The organism is Kosakonia sp. R1.Fl (genome assembly GCF_023516815.1).
GTDB lineage: Bacteria > Pseudomonadota > Gammaproteobacteria > Enterobacterales > Enterobacteriaceae > Kosakonia.
The window spans coordinates 4,588,732-4,614,353 of the sequence record NZ_JAMGSQ010000001.1 but is presented as its reverse complement, the minus strand read 5'-3'; the positions used below and the strand labels follow the sequence as shown (position 1 = coordinate 4,614,353).

General features: G+C 53.8%; 20 protein-coding genes. 19 read left to right on the top strand and 1 reads right to left on the bottom strand.

Features of this window, described 5'->3' with window-relative positions:
* The first annotated feature begins 5 nt into the window (after positions 1–5).
* The 12 genes from serC to M8Q36_RS21760 all read left to right on the top strand — a co-directional run bounded on the left by serC (position 6) and on the right by M8Q36_RS21760 (position 14,075).
* On the top strand, positions 6–1,091 hold the full coding sequence (serC, locus tag M8Q36_RS21815) for a 3-phosphoserine/phosphohydroxythreonine transaminase (RefSeq protein ID WP_249882350.1): 1,086 nt from the start codon (positions 6–8) through the stop codon (positions 1,089–1,091).
* A 71-nt stretch (positions 1,092–1,162) separates the two neighbouring features.
* Complete coding sequence (aroA, locus tag M8Q36_RS21810; protein WP_249882349.1) at positions 1,163–2,446, top strand: 3-phosphoshikimate 1-carboxyvinyltransferase; 1,284 nt, start codon at positions 1,163–1,165, stop codon at positions 2,444–2,446.
* Positions 2,447–2,612: 166 nt separating this feature from the next.
* Positions 2,613–3,296: a (d)CMP kinase gene (gene cmk, locus M8Q36_RS21805; protein ID WP_017456187.1), complete on the top strand. Its 684-nt coding sequence runs from the start codon at positions 2,613–2,615 to the stop codon at positions 3,294–3,296.
* Positions 3,297–3,409: 113 nt separating this feature from the next.
* Entirely contained in the window at positions 3,410–5,083 is a 1,674-nt protein-coding gene (rpsA, locus tag M8Q36_RS21800; protein WP_017456188.1) for a 30S ribosomal protein S1, read from the top strand.
* A gap of 183 nt (positions 5,084–5,266) precedes the next feature.
* A complete protein-coding gene (gene ihfB, locus M8Q36_RS21795) occupies positions 5,267–5,551 on the top strand; it encodes an integration host factor subunit beta (RefSeq protein WP_007374142.1) in 285 nt (94 codons plus the stop codon).
* A gap of 216 nt (positions 5,552–5,767) precedes the next feature.
* Complete coding sequence (locus tag M8Q36_RS21790; protein WP_249882348.1) at positions 5,768–8,032, top strand: ComEC family protein; 2,265 nt, start codon at positions 5,768–5,770, stop codon at positions 8,030–8,032.
* Positions 8,033–8,068: 36 nt separating this feature from the next.
* A complete protein-coding gene (msbA, locus tag M8Q36_RS21785) occupies positions 8,069–9,817 on the top strand; it encodes a lipid A ABC transporter ATP-binding protein/permease MsbA (RefSeq protein WP_249882347.1) in 1,749 nt (582 codons plus the stop codon).
* Positions 9,814–10,791: a tetraacyldisaccharide 4'-kinase gene (gene lpxK / locus M8Q36_RS21780; RefSeq protein WP_249882346.1), complete on the top strand. Its 978-nt coding sequence runs from the start codon at positions 9,814–9,816 to the stop codon at positions 10,789–10,791. The genes msbA and lpxK overlap by 4 nt, the downstream gene beginning before the upstream one ends.
* A gap of 45 nt (positions 10,792–10,836) precedes the next feature.
* Positions 10,837–12,066, top strand: a complete 1,230-nt coding sequence (locus M8Q36_RS21775; RefSeq protein WP_249882345.1) for a winged helix-turn-helix domain-containing protein — start codon at positions 10,837–10,839, stop codon at positions 12,064–12,066.
* 53 nt (positions 12,067–12,119) lie between these two features.
* Positions 12,120–12,302, top strand: coding sequence for a protein YcaR (gene ycaR / locus M8Q36_RS21770; protein WP_020457241.1), 183 nt, complete (start codon positions 12,120–12,122; stop codon positions 12,300–12,302).
* Positions 12,299–13,045: a 3-deoxy-manno-octulosonate cytidylyltransferase gene (gene kdsB / locus M8Q36_RS21765; RefSeq protein WP_249882344.1), complete on the top strand. Its 747-nt coding sequence runs from the start codon at positions 12,299–12,301 to the stop codon at positions 13,043–13,045. The genes ycaR and kdsB overlap by 4 nt, the downstream gene beginning before the upstream one ends.
* Positions 13,046–13,181: 136 nt before the next feature.
* Positions 13,182–14,075 (top strand): YcbJ family phosphotransferase, encoded by an 894-nt coding sequence (locus M8Q36_RS21760; RefSeq protein WP_045506688.1) that lies wholly within the window; start codon positions 13,182–13,184, stop codon positions 14,073–14,075.
* Here the strand turns inward: M8Q36_RS21760 and elyC are convergent.
* Positions 14,052–14,831 carry an envelope biogenesis factor ElyC gene (elyC, locus tag M8Q36_RS21755; RefSeq protein ID WP_249882343.1) on the bottom strand — a complete coding sequence of 260 codons (780 nt, stop codon included), beginning with the start codon at positions 14,829–14,831 and terminating at the stop codon, positions 14,052–14,054. The genes M8Q36_RS21760 and elyC overlap by 24 nt on opposite strands.
* A 118-nt stretch (positions 14,832–14,949) precedes the next feature.
* On the opposite strand from elyC, the gene cmoM reads away from it, so the two are divergent.
* From cmoM to M8Q36_RS21720, 7 genes are all read left to right on the top strand, one after another.
* Positions 14,950–15,744, top strand: coding sequence for a tRNA uridine 5-oxyacetic acid(34) methyltransferase CmoM (gene cmoM, locus M8Q36_RS21750; RefSeq protein WP_249882342.1), 795 nt, complete (start codon positions 14,950–14,952; stop codon positions 15,742–15,744).
* Positions 15,737–17,059 carry a chromosome partition protein MukF gene (gene mukF / locus M8Q36_RS21745; protein WP_249882341.1) on the top strand — a complete coding sequence of 441 codons (1,323 nt, stop codon included), beginning with the start codon at positions 15,737–15,739 and terminating at the stop codon, positions 17,057–17,059. The genes cmoM and mukF overlap by 8 nt, the downstream gene beginning before the upstream one ends.
* Positions 17,040–17,744, top strand: a complete 705-nt coding sequence (gene mukE / locus M8Q36_RS21740; RefSeq protein WP_017456199.1) for a chromosome partition protein MukE — start codon at positions 17,040–17,042, stop codon at positions 17,742–17,744. The genes mukF and mukE overlap by 20 nt, the downstream gene beginning before the upstream one ends.
* Positions 17,744–22,192 (top strand): chromosome partition protein MukB, encoded by a 4,449-nt coding sequence (gene mukB / locus M8Q36_RS21735; RefSeq protein WP_249882340.1) that lies wholly within the window; start codon positions 17,744–17,746, stop codon positions 22,190–22,192. Before mukE ends, mukB begins: the two co-directional genes overlap by 1 nt.
* A gap of 184 nt (positions 22,193–22,376) precedes the next feature.
* Positions 22,377–24,179: a L,D-transpeptidase gene (gene ldtD / locus M8Q36_RS21730; RefSeq protein ID WP_249882339.1), complete on the top strand. Its 1,803-nt coding sequence runs from the start codon at positions 22,377–22,379 to the stop codon at positions 24,177–24,179.
* Positions 24,180–24,367: 188 nt separating this feature from the next.
* Complete coding sequence (gene mepK, locus M8Q36_RS21725) at positions 24,368–24,916, top strand: peptidoglycan L,D-endopeptidase MepK (RefSeq protein WP_249882338.1); 549 nt, start codon at positions 24,368–24,370, stop codon at positions 24,914–24,916.
* A 26-nt stretch (positions 24,917–24,942) separates the two neighbouring features.
* Positions 24,943–25,590, top strand: a complete 648-nt coding sequence (locus tag M8Q36_RS21720) for an MBL fold metallo-hydrolase (protein WP_249882337.1) — start codon at positions 24,943–24,945, stop codon at positions 25,588–25,590.
* Positions 25,591–25,622 lie beyond the last annotated feature (32 nt).

Genomic DNA, 25,622 nt, shown 5'->3' with positions numbered 1-25,622 from the left:
GGGAAATGACTCAGGTCTTTAATTTTAGTTCTGGCCCGGCAGTATTACCGGCGGATGTGCTCAAACAAGCGCAACAAGAGCTGTGCGACTGGCAAGGTCTTGGAACGTCGGTGATGGAAATTAGCCATCGTGGCAAAGAGTTTATCCACGTGGCGGAAGAAGCAGAAAAGGATTTTCGCGACCTGCTGAATATTCCCTCTAACTATAAGGTTCTGTTCTGTCACGGTGGCGGTCGCGGCCAGTTTGCCGGCGTTCCGCTGAACTTGCTGGGCGATAAAACCACCGCAGATTACGTTGATGCGGGCTACTGGGCGGCGAGCGCGGTAAAAGAAGCGAAAAAATACTGCTCACCGAACGTTATTGACGCCAAAATCACTGTTGATGGTCTGCGCGCAGTGAAACCGATGCGCGACTGGCAACTGAGCGATAATGCGGCCTATCTGCACTACTGTCCGAACGAAACGATCGACGGTATTGCGATCGATGAAACACCGGACTTCGGTGATGTGGTTGTCGCCGCTGACTTCTCCTCGACGATTCTCTCTCGTCAGATTGACGTAAGTCGTTTTGGCGTGATCTACGCAGGCGCGCAGAAAAATATCGGCCCGGCGGGTTTGACGCTGGTGATTGTGCGCGAAGATCTGCTCGGTAAAGCGCATCAGGCTTGCCCGTCGATCCTTGATTACACCGTCCTGAATGAAAACGACTCAATGTTTAACACGCCGCCGACCTTTGCCTGGTATCTCTCTGGGCTGGTGTTTAAGTGGCTGAAAAAACAGGGCGGCGTGGCGGCAATGGATAAAATCAATCAGCAAAAAGCCGACCTGTTATACGGTGTAATCGATAACAGCGATTTCTACCGCAACGATGTGGCGAAAGCGAACCGCTCGCGCATGAATGTGCCGTTCCAGTTGGCAGATAGCGCGCTCGATAAAGTCTTCCTGGATGAGTCGTTCGCTGCGGGTTTGCACGCGCTGAAAGGCCACCGTGTTGTCGGCGGTATGCGCGCCTCTATCTATAATGCGATGCCGCTGGCTGGCGTACAGGCGCTCACTGACTTTATGGTCGATTTCGAACGCCGCCACGGTTAATTACACTGTTTTGACGTACCCCCGTAGTCTGACTGCGGGGGTTTTATTCTGTTTGTTGAGAGTGAAGTTTCATGGAATCCCTGACGTTACAACCCATCGCGCGAGTTGATGGCACCATCAATCTGCCTGGTTCAAAGAGTGTCTCCAACCGCGCCTTGTTGCTGGCCGCATTCGCGCGTGGCACGACTGTTCTGACTAATCTGCTGGACAGTGATGATGTGCGCCACATGCTCAATGCCCTCAGCGCGCTGGGAGTTCATTACACGTTGTCTGCCGATCGTACCCGTTGTGAAGTGACGGGGGTTGGCGGCCCGCTGCACTCAACAGAAAAACTGGAGCTGTTTCTGGGTAACGCAGGAACGGCCATGCGTCCGTTGGCCGCCGTGCTGTGCCTTGGCGAAAACGATATTGTGCTGACTGGCGAGCCGCGCATGAAAGAGCGTCCGATTGGCCATCTGGTCGATGCGCTTCGTCAGGGCGGGGCAAAGATTGATTACCTTGAGCAGGAAAATTATCCGCCGCTGCATTTGCGCGGTGGCTTTACCGGCGGCGAAGTGAGCGTCGATGGCAGCGTTTCCAGCCAGTTCTTAACCGCATTGCTGATGACAGCCCCGCTGGCGCCCAACGACACGGTTATCGCTATCAAAGGTGACCTGGTATCCAAACCGTATATTGATATCACACTGCATCTGATGAAGACCTTTGGCGTTGAGGTTGAAAACCAGCAATATCAACGCTTTGTTGTGCGCGGTGCGCAGCAATATCAGTCACCGGGACATTATCTGGTCGAAGGCGATGCGTCTTCTGCTTCTTATTTTCTCGCGGCCGGCGCAATCAAAGGCGGTACGGTGAAAGTGACCGGTATAGGCCGTAACAGTGTGCAGGGCGATATTCGTTTTGCTGATGTGCTGGAAAAAATGGGCGCGACCGTGGTCTGGGGCGATGATTATATTGCCTGCACCCGTGGTGAGTTGAACGCCATCGATATGGATATGAACCACATTCCCGATGCGGCAATGACCATCGCGACGGCAGCGCTGTTTGCCAAAGGCACGACCACTCTGCGCAACATCTATAACTGGCGCGTAAAAGAGACCGATCGCTTGTTCGCGATGGCGACGGAGCTGCGTAAAGTTGGGGCCGAAGTGGAAGAGGGTGAAGACTATATTCGCGTGACACCGCCTGCCAGGCTGCAGCTTGCGGAAATCGGAACTTATAACGATCACCGTATGGCGATGTGCTTCTCGCTGGTGGCGCTGTCTGATACGCCGGTCACTATTCTTGATCCGAAATGTACAGCGAAGACTTTCCCGGACTATTTCGAGCAATTAGCCCATATTAGTACGCTGGCATAATTCCTCCCTCTTGCGGGCTGGTGTAAATCAGCCCGCTTCCCGCGCAATTATTCTACACTCAGTTGCATCCTCTTCGGTTATTCGCACGCAATAGTAACGGTTGTGGGCATTGGCGCGTATAATGCGCGCGGTTATGTAACGATATGCCTTGATTAAGGAGAGAAAGATGACGGCAATTGCCCCGGTAATCACCATTGATGGGCCAAGCGGCGCGGGTAAAGGCACGCTTTGCAAGGCAATGGCGGAAGCGTTGCAATGGCATCTGTTGGACTCAGGCGCAATTTATCGTGTTCTGGCGCTCGCTGCGCTGCATCACCATGTCGATGTTTCTTCCGAAGATGTTTTGGTTCCGCTGGCAGCGCACCTGGATGTGCGTTTTGTCTCAACAAATGGCCATCTGGAAGTCATTCTGGAAGGCGAAGATGTCAGCAGCGAAATCCGTACTCAGGACGTGGCAAATGCAGCCTCGCAGATTGCAGCGTTCCCGCGAGTGCGTGAAGCGTTATTACGTCGCCAGCGCGCATTCCGTGACGCACCAGGCCTCATCGCCGACGGGCGTGATATGGGGACTGTGGTTTTTCCGGACGCGCCGGTAAAAATTTTTCTTGACGCTTCTTCTGAAGAGCGTGCGCATCGGCGCATGCTACAGTTGCAGGAGAAGGGCTTTAGTGTTAACTTTGAACGCCTTTTGGCCGAGATAAAGGAACGTGACGATCGCGATCGAAATCGTCCTGTTGCACCGCTGGTTCCCGCTGCCGATGCTTTAGTACTGGATTCAACCAGTTTAAGTATTGAGCAAGTGATTGAGAAAGCGCTACAATATGCTCGCCAAAAATTGGCTCTCGCATAAGCGACCGAATTCGTAGTACCTGCTGCAATGGAATGTGAGCAGGCATGTGAAACAACCCCATCCGGCATGAAGCCAGGTGGACGTTAAATTGAAGAATCCTGAAGATTATCAATATGACTGAATCTTTTGCTCAACTCTTTGAAGAGTCCCTGAAAGAAATCGAAACCCGCCCGGGTTCTATCGTTCGTGGTGTTGTTGTTGCTATCGACAAAGACGTAGTTCTGGTTGACGCCGGTCTGAAATCTGAGTCCGCCATTCCGGCAGAGCAGTTCAAAAACGCCCAGGGCGAGCTGGAAATCCAGGTTGGTGACGAAGTTGACGTTGCCCTGGATGCAGTAGAAGACGGCTTCGGTGAAACCCTGCTGTCCCGTGAAAAAGCTAAACGTCACGAAGCTTGGATCACGCTGGAAAAAGCTTACGAAGACGCTGAAACTGTTACCGGTGTTATCAACGGCAAAGTCAAGGGCGGCTTCACTGTTGAGCTGAACGGTATTCGCGCGTTCCTGCCGGGTTCCCTGGTAGACGTTCGTCCGGTCCGTGACACTCTGCACCTGGAAGGCAAAGAGCTTGAATTCAAAGTAATCAAGCTGGACCAGAAACGTAACAACGTTGTTGTTTCACGTCGTGCGGTTATCGAATCCGAAAACAGCGCAGAGCGCGATCAACTGCTGGAAAACCTGCAGGAAGGCATGGAAGTTAAAGGTATCGTTAAGAACCTCACTGACTACGGTGCATTCGTTGATCTGGGTGGCGTTGACGGCCTGCTGCACATCACCGATATGGCATGGAAACGCGTTAAGCATCCGAGCGAAATCGTAAACGTTGGCGATGAAATCACTGTTAAGGTGCTGAAATTCGACCGCGAACGTACTCGTGTTTCCCTGGGCCTGAAACAGCTGGGCGAAGATCCGTGGGTAGCTATCGCTAAACGTTACCCGGAAGGCACCAAGCTGACTGGTCGCGTGACCAACCTGACCGACTACGGCTGCTTCGTTGAAATCGAAGAAGGCGTTGAAGGCCTGGTTCACGTTTCCGAAATGGATTGGACCAACAAAAACATCCACCCGTCCAAAGTTGTTAACGTTGGCGACGTAGTGGAAGTTATGGTTCTGGATATCGACGAAGAACGTCGTCGTATCTCCCTGGGTCTGAAACAGTGCAAATCCAACCCGTGGCAGCAGTTCGCAGAAACCCACAACAAGGGCGACCGCGTTGAAGGTAAAATCAAGTCTATCACTGACTTTGGTATCTTCATCGGCCTGGACGGTGGTATCGACGGCCTGGTTCACCTGTCTGACATCTCCTGGAACGTTGCAGGCGAAGAAGCAGTTCGTGAATACAAAAAAGGCGACGAAATCGCTGCAGTTGTTCTGCAGGTTGACGCAGAGCGTGAGCGTATCTCTCTGGGCGTTAAACAGCTCGCAGAAGATCCGTTCAACAACTACGTTGCTCTGAACAAGAAAGGCGCAATCGTAAACGGTAAAGTTACTGCAGTTGACGCTAAAGGCGCGACCGTAGAACTGGCTGACGGCGTTGAAGGTTACCTGCGCGCTTCTGAAGCTTCCCGTGACCGCGTTGAAGACGCAACTCTGGTTCTGAATGTTGGCGACGATGTTGAAGCTAAATTCACCGGTGTTGACCGTAAAAACCGCGTGGTTAGCCTGTCTGTTCGTGCGAAAGACGAAGCTGACGAGAAAGATGCAATCGCTTCTGTTAACAACAAACAGGAAGAAGGCAACTTCTCTAACGCTATGGCTGAAGCTTTCAAAGCAGCGAAAGGCGAGTAATATCAAGCGCTCTGAATTATTTACGCTGTACCAGGACGTAAGTCACACGACTGCAGCGTGAACGGTGAGGAGTTACTTGACAGATCACAGGATTCGTCCTGTAATCAATGACAAAGGGCGGCTACGGCCGCCCTTGTTAAAGCTAGTAAAGCTAATTTTGCGTTGAAGGAAACCGGAGGAATCATGACCAAGTCAGAATTGATTGAAAGACTTGCAAGCCAGCAGTCGCATATTCCGGCTAAAGCTGTGGAAGATGCTGTAAAAGAGATGCTGGAGCATATGGCCTCTACTCTTGCCCAGGGCGAGCGCATTGAGATCCGCGGTTTCGGCAGTTTTTCCCTGCACTATCGTGCACCTCGCACCGGGCGTAACCCGAAAACAGGCGATAAAGTGGATCTGGAAGGAAAATACGTTCCGCACTTTAAACCGGGTAAAGAATTACGCGACCGCGCCAATATTTATGAGTAATTTTTAGCTACACGCTGAAATTAACTTTGACGAAAAAAGCACCTGTAGGTGCTTTTTTTGTTTCTCTGACCTCTTCATTTCTGAAGCTGCTTCGCACAATTTTGCAGATGCTCTGTAAGTGCATCGAAAGCAACCAGCCTGCACCGCAAAACGGTTATTACAAACAGAAAACACTGGCGACAGCGGGCATACTCTCCACGCAACAAGGAGGTATGCATGACGTTACCGGCATTAGCGATATGCCTCATAATTGGCATTTTGCCATTACAGTGGATGCCTTCACTACCATCCACAGGATGTGTGTGGTTTCTCATTGCCATCGGATGTCTATTCGCGTGTTTTCGACCTCGTCTGTTTCGTTACTGCGCCGTCACATTACTTGCATTCGCATGGGGAGTGCTGGCAGCAATGCAGGCTGTCTGGCCTGCCGGGCACATAGCTGGTGCGACTCACCAGGCTGAAGTGGTAATTACCGATACGGATCATATGACCCGGCATTGGGGAAAAATCACTCGTCTGGATGGTAAGCGCTTGTTTCCATCAGTAGGAATAAGCCTCTATGGCCAGTATTTGCCTGAGCCAGTTTGTACCGGCCAGCGATGGACGATGGCGATTAGAGCTCGTGCCGTTCACGGGCAATTAAATGATGGCGGTTTCGATACGCAGCGTTATGCAATGGCTTCCCACCTGCCGTTGAGTGGCCGTTTTATCGATGCCCGCCTGACCGAACCCCAGTGCTCATGGCGCGCGCGCTACCTGCAATCATTAACCGAAACACTGACTAAATACCCCTGGCAGCAGGTGATACTTGCGTTAGGGATGGGCGAACGCGCAACGTTGGATGCCAGTGTCAAAGAGATCATGCGGCAGACCGGTACTGCGCATTTGATGGCGATATCCGGGCTACATATTGCTCTGGCGGCAATGTTGGGTTGGCTGATTATTCGTGGCGTACAATGTTTCTTTCCCGGCGGCTGGATTAACTGGCGTTTACCCTTGCTTATTGGCGTAGGGTTTGCAGTAAGTTACGCCTGGCTGACCGGGCTACAACCGCCTGCATTGCGTACCGCTATTTCTCTTAGCGTCTGGGCCGCGTTACGGCTATCCGGGCGATTGTGGTCGCCCTGGCAGGTATGGCTTTGTTGCATTGCCGCTATCTTATTCACCGATCCCCTCGCCGTGCTATCAACCAGTCTGTGGCTGTCCGCTTTCGCAGTAGCCGCGCTGCTGTTTTGGTATCAATGGCTACCAGCCTCAACAAAACAACATACCTGGCTGGTCCAGAGCAGTATTAATTTGCTTCATCTACAAGTGGGGATGACCTTACTGCTGCTCCCTGTGCAGTTGTCAATTTTCCACGGTATAAGCCTGAGCTCGTTAGTGGCAAATTTGTTGGCCATTCCGTTAGTAACGTTTGTTACTGTACCGCTCATTTTACTGGCAATGTTGCTGCACTTGATCGGTCCTGCGGTGGGGGAGTTGGCTTGCTGGTACCTTGCAGATAAGACACTGGATTTCCTGTTTGCTTTTCTGCATTGGCTACCTGCTGGTTGGCTTAATGTGGATATGCGCTGGCAGTTGCTGGCCTGGTTGCCGTGGCTGACGCTAATTTTCTGGCGTTTGCATTTATGGCGGAGTGTCCCGGCGCTGTGTCTGGCATGCCTGACATTGCTTACTCTGCCGTTCTGGCGCACTGAACGGCAGGGGGAGTGGGCAGTGCATATGCTCGACGTCGGGCAGGGCCTGGCAATGGTGATTGAACGTAATGGCAAAGCGATACTTTATGACACTGGCGTCGCGTGGCCGGGCGGCGATAGTGGACAACAGTTGATTATTCCATGGCTGCGTTGGCATGCTTTACAGCCTGAAGGCATTATTCTGAGTCATGAACATTTGGATCATCGCGGTGGACTGGACTCACTGATAAATGCCTGGCCGCAATTATGGATCCGTAGCCCGCTGGGTTGGGCTGCTCACCAACCATGCTTTCGTGGTCAGCAATGGCAATGGCAGGGATTAACATTTACCGTTCATTGGCCGATAAGCGGTACCGGGACGAAAGGAAACAACCATTCGTGCGTAGTCAGAGTCGATGACGGTCAACACAGCTTCCTGCTCACAGGCGATATTGAAGCGGCAGGTGAGATGGCGATGCTGAGCCACTACTGGACGCATTTGCAGTCTACACTAGTGCAAGTGCCTCATCATGGAAGCAATAGTTCATCATCGCTGCCGTTTGTGCAGCGAATTGGCGGCGAAGCAGCACTGGCGTCGGCGTCGCGTTACAACGCCTGGCGATTTCCCTCAATAAAGGTGATCGACCGCTACCGTGAACAAGGGTATCGCTGGTACGACACACCGCATCAAGGGCAGTTAACGGTATCGTTTACGTCACAGGGCTGGGAAATCCATAGTTTACGAGATCAACTTTTACCGCGTTGGTATCATCAGTGGTTTGGCGTCCCCAGTGATAACGGGTAGAATATGCGGCTATTTCAACAAGTGCTGGTTTTTTGAATGCATAACGACAAAGATCTCTCCACGTGGCAGACATTCCGCCGATTATGGCCAACTATTGCGCCTTTCAAAGCGGGTCTGATCGTGTCGGGGATAGCGTTAATCCTCAACGCAGCCAGCGATACCTTTATGTTATCGCTGCTCAAACCGTTACTGGATGATGGTTTTGGTAAAACCGACCGCTCTGTGCTGCTGTGGATGCCGCTGGTGGTTATTGGGCTGATGATCCTGCGTGGCATCACCAGCTACATCTCAAGTTACTGCATTTCCTGGGTTTCTGGAAAAGTGGTGATGACCATGCGTCGTCGCCTGTTCAGCCATATGATGGGCATGCCGGTCTCATTTTTTGATAAACAATCTACAGGCACTTTACTTTCGCGTATTACCTATGACTCTGAACAGGTCGCTTCTTCCTCCTCCAGCGCATTGATCACTGTCGTGCGTGAGGGGGCATCGATCATCGGCTTGTTTATCATGATGTTTTGGTACAGCTGGCAACTCTCCCTGATTCTCATTGTGCTGGCGCCGATCGTTTCGATAGCGATTCGCGTCGTTTCCAAACGCTTTCGTAACATCAGTAAAAATATGCAAAACACGATGGGGCAAGTGACCACCAGTGCGGAGCAGATGCTGAAAGGGCATAAAGAAGTGCTGATGTTTGGTGGCCAGGAAGTAGAAACCAGCCGTTTTGATAAAGTCAGCAACAAGATGCGCTTGCAGGGCATGAAAATGGTCTCGGCATCGTCTATTTCCGATCCTGTTATCCAGCTTATTGCGTCACTGGCGCTGGCGTTTGTGCTGTATGCCGCCAGTTTTCCAAGCGTAATGTCCACCTTGAGTGCGGGTACTATCACCGTTGTCTTTTCATCAATGATCGCGCTTATGCGCCCATTGAAATCCCTGACCAACGTCAATGCTCAGTTCCAGCGTGGTATGGCGGCCTGCCAGACTTTGTTCGCGATTCTGGATAGTGAGCAAGAAAAAGACGAAGGCACGCGGGTGATTGAACGTGCGCGCGGTGATATTGAGTTTCGCAACGTGACCTTCACCTATCCGGGGCGTGAAACGCCAGCATTGCGTAATATCAACCTGACGATTCCGGCGGGAAAAACCGTCGCACTGGTAGGGCGTTCCGGTTCGGGTAAATCGACGCTGGCAAGCCTGATCACGCGTTTTTACGATGTCGACGAAGGGCAAATCCTGATGGATGGCCATGATTTACGTGAATATAAGCTCACGTCGTTGCGTGACCAGGTTGCGCTGGTGTCGCAAAACGTACATCTGTTTAATGATACGGTTGCCAATAACATCGCTTACGCACGTACCGAAACATACAGCCGCGAAGAGATTGAGCAAGCAGCGAAAATGGCCTATGCCTATGACTTTATCAATAAGATGGATGAGGGGCTGGATACGGTGATCGGGGAAAACGGTGTGCTGCTTTCAGGCGGCCAGCGCCAGCGCATTGCGATCGCCCGCGCGCTGCTGCGCGACAGTCCTATCCTCATTCTTGATGAAGCGACCTCGGCGCTTGATACAGAATCTGAACGTGCCATTCAGGCCGCGCTGAACGAGCTGCAAAAGAACCGTACCTCAATGGTGATTGCTCACCGTTTGTCGACCATCGAACAGGCCGACGAAATTGTGGTGGTGGAAGATGGCCGTATCGTTGAACGTGGCACCCATGCGGATCTGCTGGAACAATGTGGGGTCTATGCTCAGCTTCACAAAATGCAGTTTGGCGAATGATTGCACGCATCTGGTCCGGTGAATCCCGCCTGTGGCTACTGTTGCTACCGCTCTCCTGGCTTTACGGCCTGGTGAGCGGTGCCATTCGTTTCGCCTATCGCATTGGTTTAAAAAAATCCTGGCGTGCACCGGTTCCTGTTGTGGTCGTCGGCAATCTGACGGCAGGCGGTAACGGTAAAACGCCCGTTGTCATCTGGTTGGTGGAGCAACTACAGCAGCGTGGCATCCGTGTTGGCGTGGTGTCGCGTGGTTACGGCGGTAAAGCGGATCGTTACCCGCTCGTGCTGACACCCGAAACCACTACGGCTCAGGCAGGTGATGAACCGGTACTGATTTATCAACGCACTGGCGCGCCGGTTGCGGTTTCTCCCGTCAGAAGCGACGCCGTCAGTGCGATTCTTGCGCAATACTCGGTACAACTGATCATTACGGATGACGGTTTGCAACATTATAAGCTGGCGCGTGATAAGGAAATTGTCGTTGTTGACGGCGTCAGGCGTTTTGGCAATGGCTGGTGGTTGCCCGCAGGGCCGATGCGTGAGCGGGCGTCGCGTTTAAAAAGTGTGGATGCCATCATTACCAACGGCGGTGTAGCCAGAGCGGGAGAGATCCCGATGTGTTTGCGGCCTGGGTTGGCGGTCAATCTGTTTACCGGCGAACGCCGTGACGTTCACACATTGACCAATATCGTTGCGATGGCAGGCATCGGTCATCCACCGCGTTTTTTTGCTACTCTCACCGAGTGCGGAGCGACGCTGCAAAAGACGGTGGCGCTTGCCGATCATCAGGCGTTAACGCTGCATGATGTAAAGCCTCTGGTGAAACCAGGACAAACATTGGTGATGACCGAAAAAGATGCAGTTAAGTGTCGGTCTTTTGCTGAGGATAACTGGTGGTATTTGCCTGTAGACGCGCAGCTTGAGGGCGAGCAGGCGCAAGAATTACTGCAGGAATTGTTCACTCTGGCGCGCTGACGGTGGTCGCATCGGCCGCGCCCTGTTACTTAAACAGGAACTCCCATGTCCGTGCCGCAACTTTCTCTGACTGCTGCTCGTCATCTGCATCTCGCAGCCCAGGGGCTATTACGTAAACCTTCTCGTCGGGCAAAACCGGGCGATATTCTCTCCACTATTCAGCGCATGTCGCTGCTGCAAATTGACACCATCAATATTGTTGCCCGCAGCCCTTATCTGGTGCTTTTTAGCCGCCTTGGGCACTATCCGCAGCATTGGCTTGATGATGCGCTGCGCAACGGTGACCTGATGGAGTACTGGGCGCATGAAGCCTGTTTTCTGCCGCGTGAAGACTTTGCACTGGTGCGCCATCGCATGCTGGCGCCAGATCAAATGGGCTGGAAGTATCGCGAAGCGTGGATGCAGGAACATGCGGCGGAAATTGAGCAGCTCATTGCACATATAGAGCAAAATGGCCCGGTGCGTTCGGCTGATTTTGAACATCCACGTAAAGGACCCAGCGGCTGGTGGGAATGGAAGCCGCATAAGCGGCATCTGGAAGGGCTATTTACGGCCGGAAAAGTGATGGTGGTTGAACGTCGCAATTTTCAGCGTGTTTATGATTTAACGCAGCGTGTTGTGCCGTACTGGGATGATGCTCGCGACCTGCTGTCGCAAGATGCGGCGGAGTATCAGATGCTGGAAAACAGCGCCCGCAGTTTAGGGCTGTTTCGCGCGCAGTGGCTGGCGGATTACTATCGCTTGCGGAAAGTGGCATTACCGTTAGTGCTGGAGAAGATGCAGGACGCGGGAACCATTTATCCCGTCAATGTCGAAAACATTGGCCCGGCCTGGCTGCATGCCTCTTTATTGCCGCAGCTTGAACAGGCGCAGGCAGGCAAACTTGCCGCTACTCACAGCGCGGTGCTTTCACCGTTTGATCCGGTGGTATGGGATCGTAAACGAGCCGAGCAACTGTTCGATTTTAGCTACCGTCTGGAGTGCTATACCCCGGCCCCTAAACGGCAATTCGGCTATTTTGTGTTGCCATTATTGCATCGTGGGCGACTGGTGGGGCGTATGGATGCAAAAATGCACCGCAAAGCGGGCGTGCTGGAGATTATTGCGCTGTATCTGGAAGATGGCGTTAAACCCGGGCATTCGCTGGAAAAGGGGCTATCAGGTGCCATTACCGAGTTTGCCCGTTGGCAGGGAGCTCTGCGGGTCACGTTCTCGCGGTTGCCTGAGGGGTTATTTGCTGCATGCTGCGCCGGGCTGGAAATAGACGCGGCGTAAGAAATGAATATGATAAGCTTAAACCGTTAATTATCGGTGTAGCAGGAGGAAAGATGGATCACCGTTTACTTGAAATTATTGCCTGCCCGGTGTGTAACGGAAAACTGAATTACACCCAGGATAAACAAGAGTTAATCTGCAAAATCGACAGCCTCGCCTATCCGGTGCGAGACGGTATTCCTGTATTACTGGAAACCGAAGCGCGTTCATTAACTGCGGAAGAGAGCCGGCCATGAGTTTCGTTGTTATCATTCCCGCGCGTTATGCTTCCACACGCTTGCCCGGCAAACCTTTAGTCGACATTAACGGTAAGCCCATGGTGGTGCATGTGCTGGAGCGCGCCCGTGAATCCGGCGCTGAGCGTATTATCGTGGCGACGGACAACGAAGAGGTGATGCATGCGGTGCAGGCGGTTGGCGGTGAAGTCTGTATGACCCGCGCCGATCATCAGTCCGGCACTGAACGCCTTGCTGAAGTCGTGGAAAAATGCGGTTTCAGCGACGATACCGTGATCGTCAATGTGCAGGGTGATGAACCCATGATCCCGCCAGCGATTATTCGCCAGGTGGCAGAAAACCTTGCCGCGCGTGATGTTGGGATGGCAACGCTGGCGGTACCCATTCACAGTGCGGAAGAGGCATTCAACCCGAACGCGGTGAAAGTGGTGATGAACGCCGAAGGTTACGCGCTCTACTTCTCCCGCGCTACGATCCCCTGGGATCGCGATCGTTTCGCACAATCTCGCGAGACGATTGGCGATACTTTCCTGCGCCATATCGGCATTTATGGCTATCGCGCTGGTTTTATCCGCCGTTATGTCAGTTGGCAAACCAGCCCGCTTGAGCAGATAGAGATGCTGGAGCAACTGCGCGTCCTCTGGTACGGCGAAAAAATCCACGTCGCCGTCGCCAGTGTGGTGCCGGGCACCGGTGTGGATACCCCTGAAGATCTGGCGCGCGTCCGTCAGGAACTGCGTTAATCCTTCCATCCCCTCCACCCGGAGGGGATTTGCCGCTTGTCAGCGGAATTCTCATGCTGTTTTGATCTCATCAGGATGACATCTGTGCTATCGGCGCTCATTATAAAAGCAGTCATCTTTGTGAGGGCAATCTGCTATGGAACAACTGCGCGCTGAACTGAGTCATCTGTTGGGTGAAAAACTGAGCCGCATGGAGTGCGTCAGCGAAAAGCCGGATTCCGCACTCTGGGCGCTGTATGACAGCCAGGGTAATCCGATGCCACTGCTGGCACGAAGCTTCTCAACGCCTGGCATTGCGCGACAGTTAGCCTGGAAGATATCAATGCTGGCGCGCGGCGGCGCTGTTCGCATGCCGGTTGTTTACGGCGTCATGACGCACGAAGAGCACCCGGGGCCGGATGTGTTGCTTATAGAACGCTTACGCGGCGTACCGGTTGAAGCGCCAGCGCGTACGCCTGAGCGCTGGGAGCAACTCAAAGACCAAATCGTTGAGGCGTTGCTTTTCTGGCACCGCCAGGATAGCCACGGTTGCGTTGGCACTGTTGATAGTACCCAGGAAAATATCTGGCCCTCCTGGTATCGCCAGCGCGTGGAAGTGTTGTGGACCACCCTCAACCAGTATCACAACACCGGGTTGACGATGCAGGATAAGCGCGTGCTGTTTCGTACTCGCGAGTGCCTGCCCGCGCTGTTTGATGGTTTTAACGATAACTGTGTGCTGGTGCATGGCAGCTTTAACTTGCGCAGTATGTTGAAGGATGCCCGCAGCGACCAGTTACTGGCAATGGTTGGGCCTGGCATTATGCTCTGGGCGCCGCGCGAATATGAACTGTTCCGGCTGGTGGAAGGTGCGCAGGCAGAAGGATTGCTCTGGCATTATCTCCAGCGCGCGCCGGTTGCGGAATCCTTCCTGTGGCGGCGCTGGCTTTACCTGTTATGGGATGAAGTGGCGCAGTTGGTGAATACCGGACGGTTTAACCGCGCTAACTTCGATCTTGCCTCAAAATCACTGCTCCCCTGGCTGGTCTGAGCTGCCTTTCAGCCACTGCCAGAGACGACCTAATGTTTCATAACCCACCCGGTCGCTGTGCATCAGCCACACCGGGGAGGGAATAATGCGTTCCCACGGATTAAGCGGAGAGGCAATTGCCAGCTGGTTTGCCGGCGCGGGCAATGGATGCAGGCCAGCACGCTGGAAGAAAATCATTGCGCGTGGCAGATGAGACGCTGAAGTCACCAGCAGGAAAGGCGCATCGCCAATCGCCTCTTTCACCGCGAGCGCTTCCCGCTCGGTATCTTTCGGTTGATCCAGCGTCATGATGGCACTGCGCGGCACGCCCAGGCTTTCAGCGACGCGTGCACCCGCTTCCGCCGTGCTGACCGGGTTGGTTTGCGCCGCCGCACCGGTAAAAATGATTTTCGAACCGGGGTTGGCCTGCCACAGACGAATGCCCTCCGTCAGGCGCGGCAGGCTGTTATTAATCAGGTTTGAACTCGGCGCCCACGCATCGTTCCAGGTGTAACCACCGCCGAGTATCACGATGTATTTTACCGGCTGCGTACCGCGCCAGGTGGGGTAGGTGTCTTCAATCGGTTGTAAAAAGCGATCGGCAACGGGCTGCATGCTCAACAGCAATAAAACCAGCCACCCGACGCTGATAAATACTTTGCCGGTTTTTTGCCAGCGGCTAAACCAGATCAGCGCAATGCCCAGCCCGATCAGCAAAAGCAAAAAAGGCAGAGGCAGCATCAGGCCGCCGATGTATTTTTTAAGAGTAAAAAGCACCGTATCCGTCTCCTTTTTGACCATATAGCAGGCCTTTTGCGCCGATCTTACACCAGATGGGTTCATTATCGGCACGGCTGTGACAAAATAGCGGTTTTGCCAGAAGCGTGGAGCACCCATGAAGGATCGCAATTTCGACGACATTGCTGAGAAGTTCTCGCGCAACATCTACGGCACGACGAAAGGCCAGCTGCGTCAGGCGATTTTGTGGCAGGATCTTGATGCCCTGTTGGCCCGGATGGGCAACGAGCCATTGCGCGTGCTGGATGCTGGTGGCGGGGAAGGCCAGACGGCGATTCGCATGGCGCAGTTGGGTCATCACGTCACGCTCTGTGATGTGTCGAAAGCGATGATCGCGCGTGCCCAGGCGGCGGCCGAAGAGAAAGGTGTGAGCGGTAACATGCATTTTATACAATGCGCCGTTCAGGACGTTGCTCAGCATTTGGAATCGCCGGTTGATCTGATATTGTTCCATGCTGTGCTGGAGTGGGTCGCAGAACCGGTTCCTGTACTGCAAATATTGTGGTCGGTGCTGCGCCCAGGCGGTGCGTTGTCGTTAATGTTTTACAATGCCGACGGCTTGCTGATGCACAATATGGTGGCAGGAAATTTTGACTATGTGAAAGTCGGTATGCCGAAGCGCAAAAAACGTACCCTTTCCCCGGATTTTCCGCGTGCTCCTGCGGATGTTTATGGCTGGCTCGAACAGATTGGCTGGCAGATAACGGGCAAAACGGGTGTGCGCGTGTTTCACGATTATCTGCGCGAAAAACACCAGCAGCATGACTGCTTTGACGCGTTACTTGAACTGGAAACACGCTATTGCCGCCAGGAACCCTATATTAGCCTTGGCCGCTATATTCACGTGACCGCGCTTAAGCCGCAAATCGATGAAAGGACAAACGATGAGTGAATTTTCCCAGACAGTCCCCGAACTGGTTGCCTGGGCCAGGAAAAATGATTTCTCCATCTCGCTGCCGGTCGACAGGCTCTCTTTTTTGCTGGCCATCGCCACGCTCAATGGTGAGCGTCTGGATGGGGAAATGAACGAAGGTGAACTGGTCGATGCCTTTCGCCATGTGAGTGATGCGTTTGAGCAAACCAGTGAAACCATTACCCAGCGTGCCAATAACGCCATTAACGACCTGGTGCGCCAGCGTTTGTTAAATCGCTTTACCAGTGAGCAGGTGGAAGGCAATGCCATCTACCGTCTGACGCCGCTGGGCATTGGCATTACTGACTACTACATTCGCCAGCGCGAGTTCTCCACGCTGCGTCTTTCTATGCAGCTTTCCATTGTGGCCAGCGAGTTAAAACGCGCCGCAGACGCGGCACAGGAAGGCGGAGACGAATTTCACTGGCATCGCAATGTTTACGCGCCGCTGAAATACTCGGTCGCGGAGATTTTTGACAGCATCGATCTGACTCAACGCCTGATGGATGAACAGCAGCAACAGGTCAAAGATGATATTGCACAACTGCTGAATAAAGACTGGCGCGCGGCCATCTCCAGTTGTGAATTGCTGCTGTCTGAAACCTCCGGTACGTTACGCGAACTGCAGGATACGCTCGATGCCGCCGGGGATAAGTTGCAGACCAACCTGTTGAGCATTCAGGATGCGACACTTGGGCGCGATGATCTTGAATTCCTCGATCAACTGGTCTTCAACCTGCAAAGTAAGCTGGATCGTATTGTGAGCTGGGGCCAGCAGGCCATCGATCTGTGGATTGGTTACGATCGCCACGTACACAAATTTATCCGTACCGCTATCGATATGGATAAGAACCGCGTCTTTGCTCAGCGTTTGCGTCAGTCGGTACAATCCTATTTCGATGCGCCGTGGGCGTTAACCTATGCCAGCGCCGACAGGCTGCTGGACATGCGCGATGAAGAGATGGCGCTGCGTGATGAAGAAGTCACAGGTGAGTTGCCGCCGGATCTGGAGTTCGAAGAGTTTAACGAAATCCGCGAGCAACTGGCGGCGCTTATTGAGCAGCAACTGGCAATTTATAAGACCAAAGGTGTGCCGCTGGATCTCGGCCTGGTGGCGCGCGAGTATCTGGCGCAATATCCACGCGTTCGTCATTTCGACATTGCGCGCATCGTGGTTGATCAGGCGGTACGTCTTGGCGTAGCGCAAGCAGATTTCACCGGACTGCCGCCGAAGTGGCAGCCGATTAATGATTACGGAGCCAAGGTACAGGCGCATGTCATCGACAAATATTGAACAAGTGATGCCGGTTAAACTGGCACAGGCGTTGGCTAATTCTCTGTTTCCGGCACTGGACAGCGCATTGCGCTCAGGGCGACATATCGGCCTCGACGAGCTGGACAATCACGCATTTTTAATGGATTTCCAGGAGTATCTGGAAGAGTTTTACGCGCGCTACAACGTTGAGCTGATCCGCGCACCGGAAGGTTTTTTCTATCTGCGTCCGCGCTCCACCACGCTTATCCCGCGTTCGGTGCTCTCCGAGCTGGATATGATGGTCGGCAAAATTCTTTGCTATCTCTACCTCAGCCCGGAACGTCTGGCAAATGAAGGGATCTTCACCCAACAAGAGCTGTACGACGAGCTGATGTCGCTGGCGGATGAAGCGAAGCTGCTGAAGCTGGTAAATAACCGTTCTACCGGTTCCGATCTTGACCGACAAAAACTGCAGGAAAAGGTGCGCTCCTCGCTGAACCGCCTGCGCCGTCTCGGCATGATCTGGTTTATGGGTAACGACAGCAGCAAGTTCCGTATCACTGAATCCGTATTCCGCTTTGGCGCCGATGTACGCTCGGGCGATGATGCGCGTGAAGCGCAACTGCGCATGATCCGCGACGGTGAAGCGATGCCTGTCGAAAACCATCTGCAGCTCAATGATGAGCCTGAAGATAATCAGCCGGATAGCTCGGAGGAAGAGTAATGATTGATCGCGGTAAATTTCGTTCGCTGACGCTGATTAACTGGAACGGCTTTTTTGCCCGTACGTTTGACCTGGATGAACTGGTGACGACGCTCTCCGGGGGCAACGGTGCCGGCAAATCGACCACAATGGCCGCTTTTGTTACGGCATTGATCCCGGATTTGACGCTGCTGCACTTCCGTAACACCACCGAAGCGGGCGCAACCTCGGGGTCTCGTGATAAAGGCCTGCACGGTAAGCTGAAAGCGGGTGTCTGTTATTCGGTGCTGGATGTCATCAACTCGCGCCATCAGCGCGTGCTGGTGGGGGTGCGTTTGCAACAGGTCGCCGGTCGCGACCGCAAAGTGGATATCAAACCGTTTGCGATTCAGGGCTTGCCCACCTCAATGCTGCCGACGCAACTGCTGACGGAAACGCTGAATGAACGGCAGGCGCGCGTACTTTCACTGCAAGAAGTGAAAGACAAGCTGGATACGATGGAAGGGGTGCAGTTCAAGCAGTTCAACTCCATCACCGATTACCATGCGCTGATGTTTGACTTAGGGATTGTCGCGCGTCGTTTACGCTCGGCCTCGGATCGTAGCAAGTTCTATCGTCTGATTGAGGCTTCGCTGTACGGCGGGATCTCCAGCGCCATTACGCGTTCGCTGCGCGACTATTTGCTGCCGGAAAACAGCGGCGTGCGCAAAGCGTTCCAGGATATGGAAGCGGCGCTGCGTGAAAACCGCATGACGCTGGAAGCGATTCGCGTAACCCAGTCGGATCGTGACCTGTTCAAGCATTTGATCAGCGAAGCGACAAACTATGTGGCGGCGGACTATATGCGCCACGCCAACGAACGGCGGGTGCATCTGGACAAAGCGCTCGAATTTCGTCGCGATCTGTTTACCTCGCGCCAGCAACTGGCGGCAGAGCAGTATAAGCATGTCGATATGGCGCGCGAACTCTCCGAGCATAGCGGTGCGGAAGGGGATCTGGAGGCCGACTATCAAGCTGCCAGCGATCACCTGAATCTGGTGCAAACCGCGCTGCGCCAGCAGGAAAAAATCGAGCGCTACGAAGCGGACCTCGACGAACTGCAAGTTCGCCTGGAAGAGCAGCATGAAGTGGTGGCCGAAGCTGCTGAGCGTCAGGAAGAGAACGAAGCCCGCGCGGAAGCCGCCGAGCTTGAAGTGGATGAGCTGAAAAGCCAGCTTGCCGATTACCAGCAAGCGCTGGATGTCCAGCAAACTCGCGCCATCCAGTATAACCAGGCGTTGCAGGCGTTACAGCGTGCGAAAGAGCTGTGTCATCTACCGGATTTGACGCCGGAAAGCGCCGACGAATGGCTGGAAACTTTCCAGGCGAAAGAGCAGGAAGCGACGGAAAAACTGCTGTCGCTGGATCAGAAATTAAGTGTGGCGCAAACCGCGCACAGTCAGTTCGAGCAGGCGTACCAATTAGTGGCGGCGATTAACGGCCCGCTGGCGCGTAACGAAGCCTGGGATGTAGCGCGTGAGCTGCTGCGTGATGGCGTTAACCAGCGCCATCTGGCCGAGCAGGTACAGCCGCTGCGTATGCGCCTGAATGAGCTGGAACAGCGTCTGCGTGAGCAGCAGGATGCCGAGCGTTTGCTGGCTGAGTTCTGCAAGCGCCAGGGCAAACAGTATGACGCAGACGATCTTGAAGCGCTGCATCAGGAACTGGAAGCGCAAATCGCCGCACTCTCTGACAACGTTTCCGCCGCTGGTGAGCAGCGCATGGCGATGCGCCAGGAACTGGAACAATTACAGTCTCGTATTCAATCGCTGACCAAACGTGCGCCGATATGGTTGGCGGCGCAGAGCAATCTGACGCAACTGTGCGAGCAAAGCGGTGAGCAGTTCGAGTCCGGGCAGGACGTGACAGAGTATCTGCAACAACTGCTTGAGCGTGAGCGTGAAGCCATCGTTGAGCGTGATGAAGTGGGCGCGCGTAAACGTGCTGTCGATGATGAAATCGAACGTTTAAGCCAGCCTGGCGGCGCCGAAGATGGCCGTCTCAATGCGCTGGCGGAGCGTTTTGGCGGTGTACTGCTGTCGGAAATCTATGACGATGTCAGCATTGACGACGCGCCGTATTACTCCGCGCTATACGGGCCATCGCGTCATGCGATTGTGGTGCCGGATCTGTCGCAGGTCGCCGAAATGCTGGAAGGTCTGGAAGACTGCCCGGAAGATCTCTATCTGATCGAAGGGGACCCACAATCCTTCGATGACAGCGTGTTTAGCGTTGATGAGCTGGAAAAAGCGGTGGTGGTGAAAATCGCCGATCGCCAGTGGCGTTATTCACGCTTCCCGACGCTGCCGCTGTTTGGTCGCGCGGCGCGGGAAAGCCGTATCGAAAGCCTGCATGCGGAGCGTGAAGCGCTGGCAGAGCGTTTTGCCACGCTCTCTTTTGATGTGCAGAAAACGCAGCGCCTGCATCAGGCATTCAGCCGCTTTATCGGTAGCCACCTTGCGGTGGCATTTGAGGACGATCCGGAAGCGGAAATTCGCACGCTCAGCAGCCGTCGTGGCGAGCTGGAGCGTGCAATCAGCAACCATGAAAATGACAACCAGCAAAACCGCGTGCAGTTCGAACAGGCGAAAGAGGGCGTTGCCCAGCTTAACCGCTTGCTGCCGCGTATTAATCTGCTGGCTGACGATACCCTTGCCGATCGCGTGGATGAAATTCAGGAACGCCTGGACGAAGCACAGGAAGCGGCGCGATTTATCCAGCAGTTTGGCAACCAACTGGCGAAACTTGAACCGGTTGTTTCCGTACTGCAAAGCGATCCGGAGCAGTTTGAACAGTTAAAAGCGGATTACGCCACCTCACAGCAGGTGCAGCGTGATGCTCGCCAACAAGCATTCGCCCTGGCGGAAGTGGTACAGCGCCGTGCGCACTTCAGCTACTCCGATGCGGCTGAAATGTTCAACGGTAATAACGATCTCAACGAAAAACTGCGCCAGCGTCTGGAACAGGCAGAAGCGGAACGCACCAAAGCGCGTGAAGCGATGCGCAGCCATGCCGCGCAATACAGCCAGTACAATCAGGTACTGGCTTCGCTGAAGAGTTCGTTCGATACCAAAAAAGAGTTGCTCAACGATCTGCAAAAAGAGCTGCAGGATATTGGCGTTCGCGCCGACAGTGGAGCAGAAGAGCGGGCGCGTATCCGTCGTGACGAGCTGCATGCACAGCTCTCAGGCAACCGCGCCCGTCGTAACCAGCTGGAAAAAGCCATCACCTTCTGCGAAGCGGAGATGGATAACCTGACGCGTAAATTACGCCGCCTGGAACGTGACTACCATGAAATGCGTGAACAGGTGGTTACCGCGAAAGCAGGATGGTGCGCGGTGATGCGCATGGTGAAAGACAGCGGTGTTGAACGCCGTCTGCACCGCCGCGAGCTGGCCTACCTTTCTGCCGATGAATTACGCTCGATGTCGGATAAGGCGCTCGGTGCTCTGCGTCCGGCGGTTGCGGATAACGAGCATTTACGCGATGTGCTGCGTCTCTCGGAAGATCCGAAACGCCCTGAGCGCAAAATCCAGTTCTTTGTCGCGGTGTATCAGCATCTTCGTGAGCGTATTCGCCAGGATATTATTCGTACCGATGATCCGGTTGAAGCCATCGAACAGATGGAGATCGAGCTTAGCCGTTTGACGGAAGAGCTGACGTCCCGTGAACAGAAGCTGGCGATCAGCTCGCGCAGCGTGGCGAACATTATTCGTAAAACCATTCAGCGCGAGCAGAACCGTATCCGTATGCTGAACCAGGGGCTGCAAAGTGTCTCCTTTGGTCAGGTGAATAGCGTGCGCCTGAATGTGAATGTGCGGGAAACCCATGCCACATTGTTGACGGTGCTTTCTGAACAGCACGAGCAGCATCAGGATCTGTTTAACAGCAGCCGCCTGACCTTCTCGGAAGCGCTGGCGAAACTTTATCAGCGTCTGAATCCGCAAATCGATATGGGTCAGCGTACGCCGCAAACCATCGGCGAAGAGTTGCTGGACTACCGCAACTATCTTGAGATGGAAGTGGAAGTTAACCGTGGTTCCGACGGCTGGCTGCGCGCGGAATCTGGTGCGCTGTCGACCGGGGAAGCGATTGGTACCGGGATGTCGATTCTGGTGATGGTGGTACAGAGCTGGGAAGACGAAGCGCGTCGACTGCGCGGTAAAGACATCTCTCCGTGCCGCTTGTTGTTCCTTGATGAAGCCGCACGTCTGGACGCCCGCTCTATCGCAACACTGTTTGAGCTGTGCGAACGTCTGGAAATGCAGCTCATTATCGCGGCACCGGAAAATATCAGCCCGGAGAAAGGCACCACCTACAAACTTGTGCGTAAAGTGGTGCAAAATCACGAACATGTGCACGTTGTCGGTTTGCGCGGTTTTGCCGCTCAGCTTCCGGAAACGCTTCCCGGCACGGCGGATGCATCGTAAATCAGCCTCATGCGAAAGGGCGACAGCAATGTCGCCCTTTTTGTTTTCGGAAAGCTATTGCCAGCCCGCGTTTAATCTTTAAACTTCTTTACATTAGGGAAGGCAAATGCTTTTTTGTCTTTATATACTGAGAGAAAGGTGACGAATTCGTCACGAGCAATGTAAGAGAAACAGGGGGCAAGGGATGTTGCTTAAGAAGTCGTATGGTCGTCGAATGTCGGCGCTGAGTTTATGCCTGGCATTCGCATTCGCTCCACTGTTTAGTGTGCAGGCCGATGAGCCTGAAATCGTGCCGGTGGATAGCACGGCGACGCCAGGTGAGCAGCCAACCGTGCTGCCGCAGCCGCAGGAACAGTCACCTGCGACGGCGATGTTGATCGGCGTTAAATCTTTCCCGTCCGGCGTTTCCGTTGCCGATGTGCGCACACAACTTCAGTCGCAATTACCTGCCAACTGGACGCCGGTCTATATGGATCAGCTCGCTGCGTTATACGCCGCGCGCGGGCAAAAACCGATGTGGGATAACCGCGACGCGGTACAGGCGTTTCAGCAGCAACTCGCTGAAGTGGCGATTGCAGGGTTTCAGCCGCAATTCACAACCTGGGTTGAGTTGTTAACCGATCCAGCGGTTTCTGGCATGGCGCGTGATGTCGTGTTGTCTGACGCGATGCTGGGTTATTTGCACTTTGTCTCGGGTATCCAGTCGAAGGGCCAGCGCTGGCTCTACAGCGACAAACCTTATGCGCTCGCAACGCCTGCCATTTCGGTCATTAACCAGTGGCAACTGGCGCTGGACAATGGATCTCTGCCAGGTTTTATCGATCATCTTGCACCGCATCACCCGCAGTATGCTGCTATGCACCAGTCTCTATTGGCGCTGGTAGGGGATTCGCGTCCGTGGCCGCAAATCACTAGCACGGTAACGTTGCGTCCGGGGCAATGGAGCAATGATATTCCGGCGCTGCGAGAGATCCTGCAGCGCACCGGTATGCTGGATGGCGGACCAAATATCGCCTTACCGGGTGATAACGTCGCGGTCAGCCCTTCAGCTCAGCACGTGAAAAAAGCGCCGCAGACGCGCGCGGCATATGACCGACAGCTGGTGGAAGCGGTCAAACGCTTCCAGGCATGGCAAGGGTTGCATGCGGATGGCGTGATTGGACAGGGGACGCGCGACTGGCTGAACGTAAGTCCGTCGCAGCGCGCCGGATTACTGGCGCTGAATATCCAGCGCTTGCGTTTACTGCCGGGTACGCTTTCGACCGGTATCATGGTCAACATTCCTGAATATTCGCTGGTTTATTACCTCAATGGTAACCAGGTGCTGGCATCACGGGTGATTGTGGGTCGCCCGGATCGCAAAACGCCGATGATGAGCAGCGCACTGAACAATGTGGTGGTTAACCCGCCGTGGAACGTGCCGCCAACACTGGCGCGTAAGGATATTCTCCCGAAGGTATGGAATGATCCGACTTACCTTGAGCGCCACGGTTACACCGTATTGCGAGGATGGAACAGCAAGGAAGCGATTGACCCGTACATGGTTGACTGGGCGACCATAACGCCTGCGAACTTACCGTTCCGTTTCCAGCAGGCTCCTGGTGCGCAGAATTCGCTGGGACGCTATAAGTTCAATATGCCGAGCTCGGACGCTATCTATCTGCATGACACGCCGAACCATAATCTGTTCCAGAAAGAGGCGCGGGCATTGAGCTCTGGCTGCGTGCGCGTCAACAAAGCCTCTGAGCTCGCTAATATGCTGTTACAGGATGCGGGATGGAACGACACGCGGATTTCGGATGCGCTAAAACAGGGAGATACGCGTTATGTCAATATTCGTCATGATATCCCGGTCAATCTGTATTACCTGACGGCCTTTGTCGGTGCTGACGGGCGGACGCAGTATCGTACAGATATTTACAATTATGATCTGACGGCGCGATCGGGTGCACAAATCTTATCGAAAGCTGAACAATTAATCAGATAAATGAAGCAGTTTCAGTCAGCGTGTTGTCGTAATAACTGGTAGAAAATGGGCTCTGGAGGCTACAGAGCCCGTATTTACTGGGATGAGGCAGCCTTGACGTGGCGTTTGTTGCCCGGTAAGGTGCCTCTCGTGCGCTATACGAGTGCATAAATTTTGTTCAACATTGCTTATCTGTAGAATTTATTATCATGGATAAATTTGACGCTAATCGCCGCAAACTGCTGGCGTTGGGTGGGGTCGCACTCGGTGCTGCCATCTTACCAACACCGACTTTTGCCACCCTTTCCACGCCGCGCCCGCGTATTTTGACGCTGAATAATCTAAATACCGGTGAATCTATTAAAGCTGAGTTTTTCGATGGCAGGGGCTATATTCAGGATGAATTAGCAAAACTTAATCATTTTTTCCGTGATTACCGCGCGAATAAAATCAAAACCATCGACCCTCGTTTGTTCGACCATCTTTTCCGTTTGCAAGGGCTGCTGGGAACACGCAAGCCTGTGCAACTGATCTCCGGTTACCGTTCTGTTGATACCAACAATGAACTACGCGCGCACAGCCGCGGTGTGGCGAAACAGAGCTATCACACCAAAGGTCAGGCTATGGATTTCCATATTGAAGGGATTTCGCTGAGTAATATTCGCAAAGCCGCGTTATCTCTGCGCGCAGGTGGTGTAGGATACTACCCCAGCAGCAACTTTGTGCATATTGATACCGGGCCGGTAAGGCACTGGTAAAACTCAGGCTGAGCTACAGGAGCAGTATGAACTATCGTATTATTCCGGTTACCGCGTTCTCCCAGAATTGTTCGCTTATCTGGTGTGAACAGACCCAACTTGCCGCCGTGGTCGATCCCGGTGGTGACGCCGAACGGATTATTCAGGAAGTGGACGCTTCTGGCGTGACCCTCACGCAGATCCTGCTTACACATGGTCACCTTGATCATGTTGGCGCGGCAGCCGTACTGGCGCAGCATTACGGTGTGCCGATTATCGGCCCGGAAAAAGAAGACGAGTTCTGGCTGCAAGGCCTGCCGGCACAAAGCCGGATGTTTGGTCTGGAGGAGTGTCAGCCGCTGACGCCCGATCGTTGGTTAAATGAAGGCGACAGCGTCACGGTGGGTAAAATAACGCTGCAGGTATTGCATTGTCCGGGTCATACGCCGGGGCATATTGTGTTTTTCGATGCACAATCCCGCTTGCTGATTTCCGGCGACGTGATTTTTAAAGGCGGCGTGGGGCGCAGCGATTTTCCGAAAGGCAACCATGGGCAATTGATTGATTCCATCAAGCGCAAATTGTTGCCACTGGGCGATGATGTTACTTTCCTTCCCGGGCATGGCCCGATGTCAACGCTGGGGAATGAGCGGTTGCACAATCCGTTCCTGCAAGATGAATTACCGGTCTGGTAAATAAAAAAGGGTCGCTTCGGCGACCCTTTTTG

What these genes read in the sequence shown, in the direction of transcription:
- lpxK (WP_249882346.1), top strand. Translation starts at nt 9,814, where the DNA reads ATGATTGCACGCATCTGGTCCGGTGAATCCCGCCTGTGGCTACTGTTG.
- M8Q36_RS21720 (WP_249882337.1), top strand. Translation starts at nt 24,943, where the DNA reads ATGAACTATCGTATTATTCCGGTTACCGCGTTCTCCCAGAATTGTTCG.
- ycaR (WP_020457241.1), top strand. Translation starts at nt 12,120, where the DNA reads ATGGATCACCGTTTACTTGAAATTATTGCCTGCCCGGTGTGTAACGGA.
- cmk (WP_017456187.1), top strand. Translation starts at nt 2,613, where the DNA reads ATGACGGCAATTGCCCCGGTAATCACCATTGATGGGCCAAGCGGCGCG.
- aroA (WP_249882349.1), top strand. Translation starts at nt 1,163, where the DNA reads ATGGAATCCCTGACGTTACAACCCATCGCGCGAGTTGATGGCACCATC.
- ihfB (WP_007374142.1), top strand. Translation starts at nt 5,267, where the DNA reads ATGACCAAGTCAGAATTGATTGAAAGACTTGCAAGCCAGCAGTCGCAT.
- mepK (WP_249882338.1), top strand. Translation starts at nt 24,368, where the DNA reads ATGGATAAATTTGACGCTAATCGCCGCAAACTGCTGGCGTTGGGTGGG.
- mukB (WP_249882340.1), top strand. Translation starts at nt 17,744, where the DNA reads ATGATTGATCGCGGTAAATTTCGTTCGCTGACGCTGATTAACTGGAAC.
- kdsB (WP_249882344.1), top strand. Translation starts at nt 12,299, where the DNA reads ATGAGTTTCGTTGTTATCATTCCCGCGCGTTATGCTTCCACACGCTTG.
- M8Q36_RS21790 (WP_249882348.1), top strand. Translation starts at nt 5,768, where the DNA reads ATGACGTTACCGGCATTAGCGATATGCCTCATAATTGGCATTTTGCCA.
- ldtD (WP_249882339.1), top strand. Translation starts at nt 22,377, where the DNA reads ATGTTGCTTAAGAAGTCGTATGGTCGTCGAATGTCGGCGCTGAGTTTA.
- rpsA (WP_017456188.1), top strand. Translation starts at nt 3,410, where the DNA reads ATGACTGAATCTTTTGCTCAACTCTTTGAAGAGTCCCTGAAAGAAATC.
- mukF (WP_249882341.1), top strand. Translation starts at nt 15,737, where the DNA reads ATGAGTGAATTTTCCCAGACAGTCCCCGAACTGGTTGCCTGGGCCAGG.
- mukE (WP_017456199.1), top strand. Translation starts at nt 17,040, where the DNA reads ATGTCATCGACAAATATTGAACAAGTGATGCCGGTTAAACTGGCACAG.
- cmoM (WP_249882342.1), top strand. Translation starts at nt 14,950, where the DNA reads ATGAAGGATCGCAATTTCGACGACATTGCTGAGAAGTTCTCGCGCAAC.
- msbA (WP_249882347.1), top strand. Translation starts at nt 8,069, where the DNA reads ATGCATAACGACAAAGATCTCTCCACGTGGCAGACATTCCGCCGATTA.
- M8Q36_RS21775 (WP_249882345.1), top strand. Translation starts at nt 10,837, where the DNA reads ATGTCCGTGCCGCAACTTTCTCTGACTGCTGCTCGTCATCTGCATCTC.
- serC (WP_249882350.1), top strand. Translation starts at nt 6, where the DNA reads ATGACTCAGGTCTTTAATTTTAGTTCTGGCCCGGCAGTATTACCGGCG.
- M8Q36_RS21760 (WP_045506688.1), top strand. Translation starts at nt 13,182, where the DNA reads ATGGAACAACTGCGCGCTGAACTGAGTCATCTGTTGGGTGAAAAACTG.